The 14,649-nt window shown below is 71.4% G+C and carries 12 protein-coding genes; 6 read left to right on the top strand and 6 right to left on the bottom strand.

Features of this window, described 5'->3' with window-relative positions; translation table 11 throughout:
* Positions 1-28 precede the first annotated feature (28 nt).
* Both AWQ68_RS32755 and AWQ68_RS32760 read left to right on the top strand, forming a co-directional pair.
* Positions 29-757 carry a hypothetical protein gene (locus AWQ68_RS32755; protein ID WP_066948119.1) on the top strand — a complete coding sequence of 243 codons (729 nt, stop codon included), beginning with the start codon at positions 29-31 and terminating at the stop codon, positions 755-757.
* Between the two features lie 101 nt (positions 758-858).
* Positions 859-1,578: a YcnI family copper-binding membrane protein gene (locus AWQ68_RS32760; RefSeq protein WP_169809031.1), complete on the top strand. Its 720-nt coding sequence runs from the start codon at positions 859-861 to the stop codon at positions 1,576-1,578.
* A gap of 609 nt (positions 1,579-2,187) precedes the next feature.
* Here AWQ68_RS32760 and AWQ68_RS32765 read toward each other — a convergent pair.
* Positions 2,188-3,462: a C39 family peptidase gene (locus tag AWQ68_RS32765; protein WP_157546046.1), complete on the bottom strand. Its 1,275-nt coding sequence runs from the start codon at positions 3,460-3,462 to the stop codon at positions 2,188-2,190.
* A 368-nt stretch (positions 3,463-3,830) separates the two neighbouring features.
* Here AWQ68_RS32765 and AWQ68_RS32770 point away from each other — a divergent pair, with 368 nt between their 5' ends.
* Both AWQ68_RS32770 and AWQ68_RS32775 read left to right on the top strand, forming a co-directional pair.
* Entirely contained in the window at positions 3,831-4,751 is a 921-nt protein-coding gene (locus AWQ68_RS32770; protein WP_066948125.1) for an alpha/beta fold hydrolase, read from the top strand.
* A gap of 21 nt (positions 4,752-4,772) precedes the next feature.
* On the top strand, positions 4,773-5,381 hold the full coding sequence (locus tag AWQ68_RS32775; RefSeq protein ID WP_245656337.1) for a TetR/AcrR family transcriptional regulator: 609 nt from the start codon (positions 4,773-4,775) through the stop codon (positions 5,379-5,381).
* A gap of 210 nt (positions 5,382-5,591) precedes the next feature.
* Here AWQ68_RS32775 and AWQ68_RS32780 read toward each other — a convergent pair whose 3' ends face one another.
* Positions 5,592-6,212 (bottom strand): TetR/AcrR family transcriptional regulator, encoded by a 621-nt coding sequence (locus AWQ68_RS32780; protein WP_066948131.1) that lies wholly within the window; start codon positions 6,210-6,212, stop codon positions 5,592-5,594.
* Positions 6,213-6,475: 263 nt separating this feature from the next.
* On the opposite strand from AWQ68_RS32780, the gene AWQ68_RS32785 reads away from it, so the two are divergent.
* Entirely contained in the window at positions 6,476-7,621 is a 1,146-nt protein-coding gene (locus AWQ68_RS32785) for an FAD-dependent oxidoreductase (RefSeq protein WP_066948134.1), read from the top strand.
* Between the two features lie 356 nt (positions 7,622-7,977).
* Here the strand turns inward: AWQ68_RS32785 and AWQ68_RS32790 are convergent, their stop codons facing one another.
* Together AWQ68_RS32790 and AWQ68_RS32795 are read right to left on the bottom strand one after the other, a co-directional pair.
* Complete coding sequence (locus tag AWQ68_RS32790; protein ID WP_066948135.1) at positions 7,978-8,859, bottom strand: class I SAM-dependent methyltransferase; 882 nt, start codon at positions 8,857-8,859, stop codon at positions 7,978-7,980.
* A gap of 119 nt (positions 8,860-8,978) precedes the next feature.
* Positions 8,979-9,575 (bottom strand): helix-turn-helix domain-containing protein, encoded by a 597-nt coding sequence (locus tag AWQ68_RS32795; RefSeq protein ID WP_218007128.1) that lies wholly within the window; start codon positions 9,573-9,575, stop codon positions 8,979-8,981.
* A 177-nt stretch (positions 9,576-9,752) separates the two neighbouring features.
* Here AWQ68_RS32795 and AWQ68_RS46280 point away from each other — a divergent pair, with 177 nt between their 5' ends.
* A complete protein-coding gene (locus AWQ68_RS46280) occupies positions 9,753-10,073 on the top strand; it encodes a multicopper oxidase domain-containing protein (protein WP_084464654.1) in 321 nt (106 codons plus the stop codon).
* 12 nt (positions 10,074-10,085) lie between these two features.
* Here AWQ68_RS46280 and fdhF read toward each other — a convergent pair whose 3' ends face one another.
* Both fdhF and AWQ68_RS32805 read right to left on the bottom strand, forming a co-directional pair.
* Positions 10,086-12,797 carry a formate dehydrogenase subunit alpha gene (fdhF, locus tag AWQ68_RS32800; RefSeq protein ID WP_066948276.1) on the bottom strand — a complete coding sequence of 904 codons (2,712 nt, stop codon included), beginning with the start codon at positions 12,795-12,797 and terminating at the stop codon, positions 10,086-10,088.
* On the bottom strand, positions 12,794-14,464 hold the full coding sequence (locus AWQ68_RS32805; RefSeq protein ID WP_066948138.1) for an NAD(P)H-dependent oxidoreductase subunit E: 1,671 nt from the start codon (positions 14,462-14,464) through the stop codon (positions 12,794-12,796). Before AWQ68_RS32805 ends, fdhF begins: the two co-directional genes overlap by 4 nt.
* Positions 14,465-14,649: the final 185 nt, after the last annotated feature.

Genomic DNA, 14,649 nt, shown 5'->3' on the forward strand with positions numbered 1-14,649 from the left:
CAGCCTCCCCCGACGAAGTGAGCCATCCGTGACCTTGCGCCCCCGTGTCGCCCTCGCGCTGGCCGCCGTCTGCGCCGCCCTCACCGGCTGTTCCGGCACCGCGGACGCCACAGCGACCAAGCCGCACTACACGGCCGACGAAGTCAAGGCCGCGTACTACACCGCCAAGGACGCCGGCGAAGGCGCGCGCGACTACTGGTATGACCGGAACTTCCACTCGCATACCAACTACGTGCCGCCGAGCGCCATACAGACCTGCCCGTACGTCCAGCGTTCGGACGCGGCCAATGCGCCGTCCAACGTGGTGCAGCCGGTCGGCGGCGAGCCCGTGGGGCAGTTCGCCGTGGAGCCCGCTCGATCGACCGACTCGCGCGTCCCGTACGTGACCCAGAACGCCCTTGTCTTCGGCTCGGGCGCCATCGCCGATGGCGCGATGGACGAGGTCGGCTCCGGGCTGGCCAAGTGCCCCGGGTCGTATGCGGTGAACGGGGGGCCGCCGGTCATCCTCGGCACCTACAGCGTGACAAGCCGCCCGCTCGAGGTGTTCGGGTGGAAGGGGTACGTGCAGCAACTCGCCCACACATTCCCCCCGGGCATGGACGACGTCTACTACGAGGACATCGCCATCGTGGTGCTCCATCGGGCGAATCTCATCCTCTATCTCGACCTCACCCAGACGAAGATCGTCGGAGACCGCGCCGACTCCGCGGACAAGGCCAGGGGCGCCGTGGAGAAGGTGCTGCGAAGACTGGGCTGAACCGAGACCGGCGGGCCGGACCGCAGCCCGCCGCACGCGAGCTTTATTCGACCAAACAGCACAGTCGCGATTCCTGATCGCCAGCACGAAGGAGAATGCATATGCTGCGCCGCGCGATACGTGGCCTCGTAACCGTGGGGATGGCGGCCTGCCTGATCGGCATCATGCCGGCGGTGGCGTTCGCACACGTGAAAGTGACCGCGGACTCGGCCACCCAGGGTGGCTACGCCGCCTTGACGTTCCGCGTCCCCAACGAGCGCGACAACGCGAGCACGACCAAGATCGAGGTTCAGCTGCCGACCGACACCCCGCTCGCCTCGGTCTCGGTGAAGCCACACCCGGGTTGGTCGTACGAGATCACCAAGACCAAGCTGGCCGCGCCGATCGAGGCGCACGGCGCGCAGATCAGCGAGGTCGCCGGCCAGATCACCTGGACTGCGACGGATGCGAAGTCAGGCGTCCAGCCGGGTGAGTACGAGGAGTTCTCCGTGAGTGCCGGACCGCTGCCCAATACCGACCGGATGGTGTTCAAGACGCTCCAGCACTACAGCGACGGCGAGATCGTGCGCTGGATCCAGGATCCGTCCTCCGACGGCGACGAGCCGGAGCGGCCCGCGCCGGTACTCCGGCTCGTGCCCAAGGGCGACGCGGCGTCGTCCCCGTCGACCGGAACCGACCGGGTGTCTCTGACCGCGGACAGCACGCCCGCGACCGGATCGGGTGTGGGGAGTGCGTGGGCGGTCGGGCTGTCCGCGGCCGCGCTGGTGATCTCCCTCGCGTGCGCTGCGACGATGGTCGTGCGGACCCGCCGGACGCGATAGCCGCCACGGTCACGCGGACCGTCTCTACCGCCGCCTGATCAGGAAGAACAAGAAAGGGGCACCGCCCGTATCGAGGGACCGTGACGCGCTGCCGGCGCGGCTCGCACAGTGCGACCCGCGCCGCGGCCGCCCGGCACCTCATTCCGGTCGGACGTACCTCGTTCGCGACCTGGACAGCGCTCGGCCGGCCTGACGTGACGCGCACGACCCGGCAGTCAGCTGCGAGCGAGTCGGTCTTCCCAGGCGGCGGCTCACGTGCCGACAGTTCTCCATGGCGAATCTCGGGGGGACCGCCCGGCCCAGATAGCGCCGAACCGGGCGCAGGGCAACTGATCCCCTGCACCCGGTTCGATGATGAAATCAGCGCCCGCGCGTTCTCCGCCGTCCCGGTACGAACTTCTCGCGCCGCACGGCATGGGCTCGAAGGCGACGTCCGCGCTCCGCCGGGCTCAGGCTGACCGACCCCGGCGAGTCCGGCCAGGTGGCGCCGCTCGACCGGGAGTTCGCCGGACTGTACCTGCCGGGGGGCGAGCCGGCGCTGCTGTGGGTGCTACCCGGAACAGCAGCGCCGGCACGCCACCTGATCGACACGCGCGTTGCCGCCGGCCGTCACCAGTTGGCCGGCAGCCCCGGCGTGGTGGGAGGCAGCGGGTGACCCTGCTTCGGGTGGATGACGTACACGATCCCGCCGCTGCCGGTGCTGCGCAGCCAGACGTTCTCGAAGTTCGCCCGCGGGTAGACCCGGCGCACCGCGTCGTTGTTCGGCGAGGCGGGGTCGTTGGCGATCACGTCACCGGTGGCGGTGAAGCCGACGATGACCATGAGGTGGCCGTTGGTGCTGTACCCGGCGCCGGGCAGTTCCGCCGCCTTGAACGACTGGGAGGTGACGACCGGGATGCCGGCGCGGATCAGCCGCTCCAGCTCGGTCAGCGATCGGAGCCGGGTGACGAACCCCTCCACCCCGTACCGTCCCGCGTAGGCCGCGTTGAACGGCCAGTTGCCCGCTCCCTCGTAGGCGTAGTCGTAGGTGTACCGGGCGGCGTAGTCGACCTCGGGGTTGGGATCGGTGACGTCCACCCAGGAGGTTTCCTGCTTACTGGGCCACTTGTTCCAGTAGCCGAGGACCATGGTGGTCGAGGTCGGGCTGCACCACGCCTCTCCCCCGCCGTCCCACTCGGGGTAGTGGCCCTCGTGGACGTTCTGCGAGCGGCGCGGCACGGGCAACTCGACGCCCCAGGCGATGCCGCCGGGGCTGACCGGGACGGTCGTCCGGTCGGGCACGGCGGAGGCCATCGCGCCGAGCGTGCGCACGACCGGCGTCACGGACGAGCCCGGCGTACGGTACAGCGTGGCGCGCAACTGGTACGCGGTGATCGCCTTGCCCGCCGCGGCCACGAACGTGTCGACCGAGACCGTGCCGTCGGCGTCGCGCTGCCCCGGCAGCGACGTGCGGCGGATGTCCTCGTCGCCGTACGCCCAGCGGCCGAGCACGTACCACTTCGTCAGCCCGGCAGCGTTGCGGCCGCGCATCTCGACCTGCAGCCAGCTTCCGGTCGGCACGTCGGCGTTCCAGGAGGCCACCAGTTCGGTGGCCGCGAACCCGATCGGCCGCTCAGGGCCGGTCCACCGGGCGTACTCCCAGCTCTTCGTGCCCAGCGCGTCGGTGTAGGAGATCGTGCCTACGGGGGCGTCGAAGGACAGGGTGTGTCCTCCCTTGACGCCCTCGCGGGTACCGGGGCCGAAGTTGGCCCGCTCGTAGACGACGTCGACTGCGGCGGGTGGGGATTGGGTGTCGGCCTCGGCTGCAGCGGAGGTGACGGTGAGGGCGGATGTCGTCAGGACAGCGGACAGGAACACGGGCAGGAACACGCTCGGCACGCGCATGGCTCACCTCGGGGTGTTGTCGGCGTCCCCGACGGTAGAGATCTCCGCCCGTCCGCACATCGGCAGGAATACGTATTACTGACCTATCTGGGCAGCCTTCGGGTACCTCGTGGCGCGCCCCCGGCGGATCCGGCCGGTCACGCAGGTTCTGGTGCTCGGCTACCACCACCCGCTCGCGATCGCCAAGCGGTTCTCACCATGGCGCAGGCAGAGTGCGTGCGTATGCCGGAACGAGACGATCGCCGGCGGACGGCGTCGTGGCTCCTTCGCAGTCGATCTGGTCGAGCAGCCGGCCCGAACGCCACCGCCGCAGTCGGCCCCGCGCCTTGTTAGGATACGACTGTATCCATTCGGGAGATGAGGTCACGATGCGCATCCCTGACCGGCCGTCCGCCTTCACCAGCGACTCTGCCCGTGACAAGTACTACACCGTCTATGACCGAGTGCTCGGCGAGCTGTGGCCGGTGCCGGTGGACGCCATCGACGTGGAGACCCGCGCCGGCATTGTGCGGATCCACCGGGCCGGGCCCGCCGAGGGGGATCCCATAGTCCTCCTGGCCGGTGCCGGCGGGAACGCGCTGGCCTGGTACCGCTACATCGAGCCGCTGGCGCGCACGCGCCCGGTCCTTGCCGTCGACCCTCTCGGCGAACCAGGCCGCTCGGTTCAGAGGCGGCCGCTCGCGACCGGCGCCGAGGTCGGCGGCTGGGTCACCGACGTCCTGGCCGCAGTCGGAGCCGAGCGCGCGCATGTGGCGGGTTTCTCTGCCGGCGGCTGGGCCGCAGTCGAACAGCAACTCGGCGGGGGCGGCCGGGTCGCGGCGCTGACGCTGGTGGACCCGGGCGGCTTCGCGCCGTTGCCCAGGCGGTTCATCCGGTGGGCCCTTGCCGGGGCCATCGCCTCCATGCTTCCTCGTACGTTGCGACACCGCATGGCCGGCGTAGTGGACAACGGAGTGCTGCGCGAGGATGGGCTGGTGGAGCTGATGCGGGCCGGCTGGTCCTTCCGCCGGCGTGTGCCCATCCCGCCCGCCTACACCGACGAGCAGATACGCGAGGTGTCCGTCCCCGTGCAGGTGCTGCTGGGCGCCCGCAGCGCGCTGCTCGACGCGCAGGCGCTGGCCGCGCGGCTGGCCGACATCGCGCCGTCCTGGCGCGTGGAGATCGTGCCCGGCACCGGACATTCGCTGCCCGTCGAAGCTCCGGACCTGGTCGCCGAGCGGATCCTCACCTTTCCCGGCCAGGCGCGGCCCGGGACCGCAACGCCGAAGCACAGCACGAACAACAGGTAGAAAACGGATATGCCCCGACAGGTGGATCATGATGAGCGGCGGCGCCATTTGACCGAGGCGCTGCTGCGCATCGCCAGCACCCGCGGCCTGCAGGCAGTGTCGATGCGTGAGATCGCCGCCGAGGCCGGGGTCTCGCTGCGCGTCGTCCAGTACTACTTCACCAACAAGCAGGCCCTGCTCGAGTCCGGCCTCACCGAGCTGGGTGCCCGCATGGACCGCCGAGTCAAGCAGCGGGCCGCCGCCACCGCGGGCGAGCTGACACCGCGAGGCGTTTTCGCCGCCGTCCTCGGCACGATCCTGCCCTTCGACGAGCAGAGCAAATTGGACTCTATGGCCTGGACCGCCTACTACACCGCCGCCCTCACTGACCCGGCGCTCGCCGCAGTCGGGCTCACCCTGCCCAACGCACTGGAAGACTTCCTCACCGCAAGGTTGACCGCCGCGCAGCAGGCCGGGGACATCGCCCCCGATCGTGACCCGCGTACCGAAGTCGCCGGCCTTCTGGCTCTCGCCAACGGCCTGACCCACAGTGTCCTCAGCCGACAGCGCAGCCACGAGGCCGCCACCAAGATCATCGACTACCACCTGGACCGCCTGTTCGGGCCGGCAGCGGCTTGGCCCAGCAAGTGATCGAGGAGCACAAGGCCCGCCAGACCCACAGAATGATCGGCCAGACCACAACCTGTCCGAGGCGGTCGACGCCGCCCGCCTTTCTCATTCGCCGGATTGCCAGATAACAGCGGATCGATCCGTCCGCACGGAGTGGGGGGCTCCCAGCTCGCGACAGCCTGCTGATCGCGTTTTCGCCGGGTGACTTCGGTCGCGCGACTCGCGAGCCTGTCAGCTACCCGTCGTGGACCCGCCGGTGGGCGGCGTGGTCGGCCTGCCAGGTGGTTGCCAGCCGCGGGCGAGAATGTCGAAGATCGTTTCGACGGCGGCGCGGCGGTCCTGGCGGCCTCGGGCGAGGGCGGGGATTTCGAGGACGTATCGAGCGAGGGTCGTGCAGGCGAGGTCGTCGTGGCCCACGCCGAGTTCGTCGGCGATGGCCGCAGCGAGGGCGTCGGTGTGCCGGGTCCACATGTGTTCGGCGTAGGCGCGCAGTTCCGGTGTGGAGTCCACCAGTTGGGTGAACCCGGCCCGCTGCGGGTGCGCCTCGATCGGCAGCCAGGTGTCCAGGACGTGCCGGCGCAGAGCCTCGGGGATGCTCTGACCGGCGGGCCGCTGCCGGACCGCGGCGACCAGCTCGGTTTCCCGCTCCTCGTCCTGATCGAAGACGAGGGCCTCCTTGCCGGTGAAGTGCTTGAACACCGTGGTGGTCGACACATCGGCCGCCTCGGCGATGTCGCGGATGCTCACCTGGTCATAGCCGCGCTCGAGGAAGAGCTCCAGGGCGGCGTCGGCGATCGCTTGACGGGTGGCCGCCTTCTTGCGTTCGCGGCGGCTGACAGGTGACACGGTCATGAGTTGAGCATATCCGATAGTTGCATCACGACAATCATGGCATCAGTTGTTTAGTTGACTCATTGCACTTTCCTACTTAGTGTGATGAGTGGAGCTGCGAGAGCCCGGGCGGCGCAGGATCCAGGCGCTTTCGCCCGGCACCGCTTTTGTCCGCCGCGGCCCTGCCACTCACGGGTCCTGTCCGCGCGCCGCCGGGCCGGACGCCCGGCTCAGGGCCCCGAGCCCCCCGAATCCCGCTCTTCATTGATCCAAAGGAACCAGCCATGACGTCTCCTGCACCCGCCCACGCCCGCATCAGCATCATCGGCGCCGGACCCGGTGGCCTGACCTGCGCCCGCATCCTGCAGCGGCACGGTTTGGCGCTCACCGTCTACGACCACGACAGCGGCCCGCACGCCCGCAACCAGGGCGGCACCCTGGACCTGCACGCCGACAACGGCCAGATCGCGCTGCGCGAAGCCGGCCTACTGGAGGAGTTCTTCGCCCTCGCCCGCCCTGAGGGGCAGGAGATGCGCCAGATGAACCCCGCCGGCGAGATCCTGTTCCATCACGTCCCCGAGGACGGCGAGCTGTTCAAGCCGGAGATCAACCGCGGTGACCTGCGAGACCTGCTGCTGGGCTCGCTGCAGCCGGGAACCGTGGAGTGGCGCCGTGCCCTCACGTCGATCAGCGGGCCCGCCGACGGGCCGCGCCTGCTGCGCTTCGCCGACGGCACGACCGTCGAAACCGACCTGGTCATCGGCGCCGACGGCGCCTTCTCCCGGGTCCGCCAGGCCGTCTCGCCCGCCGTCCCGCAATACAGCGGGGTGAGCTTCCTGGAGGCGTGGTTCTCCGACGTCCAGACCCGGCACCCCGAGATCGCCGACCTGGTCGGCCAGGGCGGCGCCGCCGCGGCCGACGGCGAGCGAGGACTGTTCGCCCAACGCAACAGCGGCGACCACATCCGCGTCTACATCATCCGGCGCGTCCCGGCCGACTGGATCAAGCGAAACCGCCTCACCATCGACGACACCGGCGCCATTCGCGCCCAGCTCCTTGAGGAGTACGCCGGCTGGTCACCGCACATGCGCCGACTGATCAGCGACAACGACGGCCTCTACGTCGACCGCCCCATCTTCGCCCTGCCGGTCCCGCACGCCTGGGAGCACAACCCCACCGTCACCCTGCTCGGCGACGCCGCCCACCTCATGCCCCCGCTCGGCGTCGGCGTCAACCTCGCCATGCTGGACGCCGGCGAGCTCGCCCTCGCCCTGGCGCAGTCCGCCACCGTCGCCGACGCGGTCCGCGCCTACGAGGCGACCATGCTGCCCCGCTCGACCGAGACAGCCAAGCTCCTGGAAGGCGGCGCCGAGCAACTGCTGTCCGACGAACTCCCCGACTTCGCCCAGAACGACGACACCCGGCCGTGAACACCACCGACATCACTCCCGGTGAGCCGCCCCCCTGCAAGCCTTTCCTTGGCCTTGGTGAGGCTGACCTGAAGGCCTCGGACCTCACCGAGCCGGCCATTCATGCGGGCTTCGGCGACGCACGGGGCTCGGCCAGGTTGTGGATGATCTCGACGCCGCCGCCTGCGGCGCTGGTGCCGGCTGTGGCCTGCCAGCCAGACGGGACTGCAGTGCGGTCATCGAGGTGCTCCTTTCCTCCGTCGCGAACGCTCCAGGGTTGATGGTTCGCGACGGTGTCTGCGCAGAGAGGCTGCGCGGGATCGACACCCGACGAGTTGCGTGCTGATGCAGCCTGGCGGGCAACCCGCGTGGGCAGATCAGCTGAGGCGTGCGGCCCAGACGGTGCGTTCGGTGCGTACCGAGAGGTCGTCGCGGCGCAGGATGCTGTGAGGGCTGTCTGTGTCGAGCAGCCGGTCGAGCGCGGCGAGATCCGCGGCCGGAAGCGCTTGTGCGGCGGCACCGCGGATGCGTAGCAGACTGCTGAATGCGTAGCGGCCGATGGCCTCGCTGTCGGAGCCTTCGATGTTCACGGCGATGGTGCGCTCGCCTTCGAGGGTGAACCCGGCGGCGATCAGCATCGGCCCCCAGTCGGCGCCGCGGTGGGGTACGTGTTCGGCGTGGAAGTGCTCGGTCGCAGCGTGGCAGCGGTCTTCCAGGCCGGGCCGGTCCTCCGGGGCGTTCTCGGGCAGGAAACGGGGGAATCCGGCCAGCTCGACGACGGCGAACAGGCCGCCGGGCGCGAGCATGTCGTGGACGTTGCGCAGGGCGTGGTCGGGGTCGGCCATGTGGTGCATCGAGGCCGAGGCCCAGACCAGGTCCGGCGTGCCGAGGTCGGGCCAGTCGGTGGCGTCGAGGTCGGCCTGCACGGTGCGCACGCGGTCATCCGCTTCCTGGGCGCATGCCTTCTGCCGCAGGCGCTGAAGGTGTCCGAGTGAGGCGTCGACGGCGATGACGTGAGCCTCGGGGAAACGGTTCAGGAGGGCGAAGGTGCCCGCTCCCGTGCCGCAGCCCAGGTCGACGATCTGGCGCGGGCTGGTTTTCAGGGGCAGCCATGCGGTGATGGCGGCGATGTGCTCGGCGAGGACTTCCGCGTCCAGATCGAGGATTTCCGCCTGGCCGGCGTCGTCCTGCTGCTGCTGGTGGTGGTGGTGGCCGCGCTGCGCGCCGTGGTGGAGGGTGTGCGGGTGTGCGTGGGTCATGCCGTCACCGTAAGGCGGACTTGCTTACCCGGCGAGACGGCTCCCGGGATGCGCAAGATGTCGGCGCGTAGTGCTGCCCGACGCGCAAGGCGCGCCCGTACCGAGGGTGCGCCTTGCCGTCATTCGCCGATGCCAGGGGTGTCGCCGTCGCCGCCGATGTCGCGCTGGTGTCCACGGCGGGCATCGCGGTCGAAGATGCCCAGGATTTCACACGGTCCGCCTTCGGCGCCGATGGCGTGCGGCATCATGGTGGGGAACTCGGCGGCCTGGTTGGTCTCGAGGCGGAAGCGCCGGTGGCCCAGCATGAGGATCGCGGTGCCGGAGAGTACGACCAGCCATTCCCGGCCGGGGTGGGCGCGCATGCGGGCCGGGTTGTCGGGCGGTGGCTCGGTCATGCGCTGGCGTACGACGCTCATGCCGGGGTCGCCCTTCACGGGCCAGCGCATCAGGCCGTGGGTGCCGTCGATCATCGGGCTGGTGACGACGTCGTCGGTGGCGGTCTCGACGAGCTGGTCGAGGGTGGTGTCCAGGGCGCGGGCGAGGGTGACGAGCTGGTCCAGGGCGAGGCGGCGCTGACCGTTCTCGATGCGGCTCAGTGAGGACTGGCTGAGGTTGGCGCGGCCGGCCAGTTCTTCCAGGGACCAGCCCTGCGCGACCCTCAGGGCGCGGATGCGTTTGCGTACGAGGCTGTCCAGCTCTCCACTTTCTTGCGTCATGCGCAACATCATATGCTCCTTCCGCAATGCGGCTTCAACGTCGTGTCCAGAAGGCCCGAATCGGCTGATGCCACGCACGAGGAAAGGGCACGACATGTCTACGCAGACCTCCCGTTACGCGAGCGACGCACTGCCTGGTGAGACCGTGGACGTTGTGGTGATCGGCGCGCCACGCAGATGCAGGCCCGCGAGCACCTGAACGGCCTGAAGCTGCCGCTGGAGCATGGGCATCAAGGCCGGCACCGGGGAGTCGGTCGCCTCGTACGCGTGGATCAACCGCTGGGGGCGCGGGGAAGCCGAACAGACGGCGGTCGGCACAGCCCAGCCCGACGGCCAGCAGAGCCTTGGGAGACCGGACCGAAGGACGCAGTCGTTGCCGACTCGAAGGAGATTGCGCGGATAGTCGCTGTATTCGAGCCCAGTCTGTTCGTCTGGCACTGCCACATGCTGGAACACGAGGGCGGCGAGATGATGTCCACGTATCGCGTCGGCCCCTGACTTGTTCCTCGGTTATTTGCGGAGCGGCTTCAGCCGTACGGCGGTGACCTTGTACTCCGGGCACGAGGTCTCGGTGTCCGAATGGCCGGACGTGACGGTGTTCACCTGGCTGGACGGGAAGTGGAAGGAGCAGAAGACCTGCCCCTGCGCCGCCTCGTCGGTGAGGCGGGCGGTCAGCGTCGCCTGGCCGTGCCGGCTCTCCACCAGGACCGGATCGCCGTCGCGCAGCGCGTACCGGACGGCGTCGGACGGGTGCAGGTCAAGCCGGTCCTCGGCGTCGAGCCGCAGGTTGTCGGTCCTGCGGGTCATGCTGCCCGAGTTGTAGTGCGCCCAGCGGCGGCCGGTGACCAGTACGAGCGGATAGTCCTCGTCCGGCGACTCCCCCGGCGGCAGGTACGGGACGGCGGCGAGGCGGGCCCGCCCGTCGGGGGTGGCGAACCGCTCCCGGTACAGCGTGGCCTCGCCGGGGCGATCGGGATCCGGGCAGGGCCAGGGGATCGCGCCCTCCCGGTCGAGGCGGGCGTGCGAGAGCCCGGCGAACATGGGCGCCACCCGGGCGCACTCGGCCAGCGCGTCGGCGGGGGTCACGCAGCCGAGATCGACCCCGAGCGCCGCGGCGACGGCGTGGACGGCGGCGAAGTCCGTCCCGGCCTCGCCGGGAAGCGGCAGGGCGGGCCGCACCCGCTGGAACCTGCGGTCGAAGTTGACGAAGGTGCCGTCCTTCTCCAGCCAGGAGGCGGCGGGCAGCACGACGTCGGCCCGGCGGGCGGTCTCGCTGAGGAACAGCTCCTGGCAGACGACGAGCGGGCAGGCGTCCAGCGCCTCGGCGACCCGGGTGGCGTCGGGGTCGGTCGCGCACACGTCCTCGCCGATGATCCACAGCGCGCCGAGGCGGCCGGCCCGCGCCGCCGCGAACATCTCCGGGATGCGCAGGCCGGGGCGGGTGGGGACCGGGACGCCCCAGACCTCGGCGGCGCGGGCGGTCGCGACGGGATCGGTCACCTTGCCGTAGCCCGGCAGGCTGTCCGGCAGTGCTCCCATGTCGGAGGCGCCCTGGACGTTGTTCTGCCCGCGCAGCGGGTTCACGCCGTACCCGCGGCCGATGCCGACCGCCCCGCGCAGGATCGCCAGGTTGGCCAGCGCCCGCACGCCGTCCGTGCCGTGCAGGTGCTCGGTCACGCCCAGGCCGTACACGATCGCGGGCCGCTCGGCTCGTCCGTACAGCCGGGCCGCCTCGACCACGTCGGCGGCGGGGACGCCGGTGAGGACGGCCACCCTGTCGGGCGGATATTCCGCGAGCAGGCCGGTCAGCTCGGGCAGCCCGGCCGCGTGCAGCCGCAGGAACTCCTCGTCGGCCAGCCCCTCGGCGAGCAGGACGTGCGCGAGGCCGTGGAAGAGCGCGACGTTGGTTCCGGGGTGGGGCCGCAGGTGGACGTCCGCGTGCCGGGCCAGCCCCACGGCCCGCGGGTCGACGGCTATCAGCCGGGTCCCGCGCAGGACGCGCTGGAGCAGCCGGGCGCCGACCACGGGGTGCGCCTCGACCGGGTTCGCGCCGACGAGGAGCAGGCAGTCGGCCCGCTCGACGTCGTCGAAGGAGTCCGTCCCGCCGGCCAGCCCGAACGAGGCGGTCAGTCCGGCGGCCGAGGGCGCGTGGCACAGGCGGGAGCAGTTGTCCACGTTGTTGGTGCCGATCACGACCCGCATGAACTTCTGCACCAGGTAGTTCTCCTCGTTGGTCGCCCGCGCCGAGGAGATCGCCGCCACCGCGTCGGGTCCGCCCTCCGCGACGGCGGCGCGCAGCCCCCGGGCCACCCGGTCGAGCGCCTCCGCCCAGCTCGCCGGCTCCAGGCGTCCGTCGCGGCGCACGAGCGGGCGGGTGAGCCGCTCCGGCGAGCGGACGAACCCGTGCGCGAACCTGCCCTTCACGCAGGCGTGGCCGCGGTTGACCGGCCCGTCGAGATCGGGCAGGACGGCGGTGATCTCGCCGTCGCGGGTGAGCACCTCCAGCGAGCACCCCACGCCGCAGTATCCGCAGGTCGTACGCGTTCGGGTCAGGTCGGGACGCGGAGCACGGGCGGGCAGCCCCGGTTCGGTGAGCGCCCCGGTGGGGCACGTCGTGACGCAGCCGCCGCAGGCGACGCAGTCGGAGTCCGCCCACGCCCCGCCGGTGCCCGGGGCGACGACGGTGTCGGCTCCCCTGCCGGTCAGCGTCAGGGCGAACGTGCCCTGCACGTCCGCGCACATGCGCACGCAACGGCCGCACGCGATGCACAGATCCCGGTCGAGGCGGATGTAGGGGTGGCTGTCGTCCCGCCCCCGGCCTCCCGCGCCGCGCGCGACGTCCGGCGCGACACCGAGCTCGGCGCAGACCTGGGCCAGCTCGCCGCCGCCCATGTCATCCTCCAGGCCGCGCGGGGACGGCGCGGGCGAGGGCGGGACCGCTCCCGGCGGCAGCGCCGAGACGATCACCTCGACGGCGTCGCGGCGCAGCGCCCGCAGCTCCTCGGCCGCGACCTCGATCTCGGCGCCGTCCGACGCCGGGGTCACGCACGCCGCGACCACGTGCCCGAAGGCCCGCACCAGGCACGTACGGCAGGAGCCGGCCGGGGGCAGCCGGTCGTCGTGGCACAACGTCGGCACGTCGACGCCCGCCGCGCGCACCGCGTCGAGCAGCGAAGCGCCCTCGGCGATCTCGACGGGCACGCCGTCCACGCGTACCCTCACCGGTCCCACCCCCGGAGCCGCTCGCCGTACGCGCGGGCGAGGCCGCGCACCGCGGCGGGCACACGCTTACCGAAAGCGCACAGGCTCGCCTGGCTCATCAGCCGCAGCAGCCGGGCGTACTCCTCGCCGGGCGGCGCGCCGGACGCGGCGATCTCCAGGCCGCGGCGGGACCCGACGCGGCACGGCGAGCAGGCGCCGCAGCTCTCGGCGGAGGCGAACTCCCAGATGTGCCGCAGCACCTGCTCCGGGGTCACACTCCGGTCGAAGGCGACCAGCCCGGCGTGGCCGAGCGCGGCGCCGCGGGCGCTCAGCCCGGCTTCGGTCAGCGGCACGTCCAACTCTTGGGCGGCGAGGAACCCGCCCAGCGGCCCGCCCACCTGCAGGACGTCCAGTTCCGCGCCGTCACGCAGCCCACCGCCCAGCTCGTAGACGATCCCTCGCACCGGTGTCCCGAGCTCGACCTCGTAGCAACCTGGGCGGGCGAACCGCTCGGACAGGCAGACGAGCTTGGTGCCGGTCTCCTCCGGCGTGCCGCGCCGGGCGTACACGTCGCCGCCGCAGCGCATGATCCACGGGATGGCCGCCAGGGTCTCGACATTGTTGACCACGGTCGGCGCGTCCCACAGCCCCCGGTCCGTCGGATAGGGAGGGCGGGGCAGGGCACAGCCGCGCCCGCCCTCCAGCCCGGCGATGAGCGCCGTCTCCTCGCCGGCCACATAGGACCCGGCGCCCTCCACCACCTCGATGTCCACGTGCACGTCTCGGCCGTGGATCCGGTGCCCGAGATGCCCGGCCGCGTACGCCTCGCCGAGCGCGGCGCGCATCCGGGCCAGCGCACGCGGGTACTCCGAGCGCACCAGCACGACGCCCCGCCGCGCCCCGCAGGCGAGGCAGGCCAGGGCCAGCCCCTCCAGCACCCGCCCGGGATCCTCCTCCATCAGCAGCCGATCGGCGTACGAGCCGGGGTCGCCCTCGTCCCCGTTGGCCACCACGACGGTGTCCGATGAGCCGCCCGCCGCCGCCCACTTCGCGGCCACGGGGAACCCTGCCCCGCCGCGCCCCCGCAGCCCGGAGGCCGCCACTTCGGCCCGGACCCGCTCGCCGCCCGGCCCGCGCACGACATCCGGCCACACCCGCCAGGCGGCCTCCCCCTCCAGGACACCGGCGAGAACCACCGGATCCCCGGTGGCGTCAGCGGCCGGAATCGTCGGCGCGTACGGCGGTGCCCGGCCGGAGAGCTGATCGGCGAGGTTCTGCCCGGTGCACGGCGTGTCACCGTCCATGGCCGCCGGTCCCGTGTAGCAGTAGCCGAGGCATCGCACGCACTGCAGGGAGACGCCCGCCTCGGGGTCGGCGTGGCCGGTCGCGACGCCGACCGCGTTCTCGACCTCCGCGAGATGACGTCCCGCGCGGGCCGCGAAGCACGCGGTGGCACCGCAGACCCGGACGTGGCGCGGGGCGTGCGGGGTGGCGAGGTCTGCGTAGTAGGTGGCGGGCCCGAGTCCCGCCGCGGCCGGCAGGCCGAATCCCCGCGCGACGTCGGGCGCCCACGATCTCGGGTCCTCCGCCGTACGGTCGGCAGTTTCGGCGAGGGCTTCCATCAGCCGGACGCCGGGACGTCCCCGCCGGTCGGCCAGTGCCCTGAACGCAGCGAAACGTTCAGACATGTTCCCATCATGCCCCCGCACCCGATTCGCCGAGCTCAGGGGGCATGGCCCTATGCAGACGAGAGGCACTTGCCGGACAGGCGGCCTCCAGCCCATTCATGACATATATCCGCATTTCGGACATATTTAAGCCCCCTGTCGGCGATATCAACGTGTACAGGGGCATCACCTCCAATGACGGCTCA

Source organism: Microtetraspora fusca (genome assembly GCF_001570365.1).
GTDB classification, from domain to species: domain Bacteria; phylum Actinomycetota; class Actinomycetes; order Streptosporangiales; family Streptosporangiaceae; genus Microtetraspora; species Microtetraspora fusca.

What these genes read in the sequence shown, in the direction of transcription:
- AWQ68_RS32760 (WP_169809031.1), top strand. Translation starts at nt 859, where the DNA reads ATGCTGCGCCGCGCGATACGTGGCCTCGTAACCGTGGGGATGGCGGCC.
- AWQ68_RS46280 (WP_084464654.1), top strand. Translation starts at nt 9,753, where the DNA reads ATGCAGGCCCGCGAGCACCTGAACGGCCTGAAGCTGCCGCTGGAGCAT.
- AWQ68_RS32795 (WP_218007128.1), bottom strand. Translation starts at nt 9,575, where the DNA reads ATGACGCAAGAAAGTGGAGAGCTGGACAGCCTCGTACGCAAACGCATC.
- AWQ68_RS32770 (WP_066948125.1), top strand. Translation starts at nt 3,831, where the DNA reads ATGCGCATCCCTGACCGGCCGTCCGCCTTCACCAGCGACTCTGCCCGT.
- AWQ68_RS32765 (WP_157546046.1), bottom strand. Translation starts at nt 3,462, where the DNA reads ATGCGCGTGCCGAGCGTGTTCCTGCCCGTGTTCCTGTCCGCTGTCCTG.
- AWQ68_RS32790 (WP_066948135.1), bottom strand. Translation starts at nt 8,859, where the DNA reads ATGACCCACGCACACCCGCACACCCTCCACCACGGCGCGCAGCGCGGC.
- AWQ68_RS32805 (WP_066948138.1), bottom strand. Translation starts at nt 14,464, where the DNA reads ATGTCTGAACGTTTCGCTGCGTTCAGGGCACTGGCCGACCGGCGGGGA.
- AWQ68_RS32785 (WP_066948134.1), top strand. Translation starts at nt 6,476, where the DNA reads ATGACGTCTCCTGCACCCGCCCACGCCCGCATCAGCATCATCGGCGCC.
- AWQ68_RS32780 (WP_066948131.1), bottom strand. Translation starts at nt 6,212, where the DNA reads ATGACCGTGTCACCTGTCAGCCGCCGCGAACGCAAGAAGGCGGCCACC.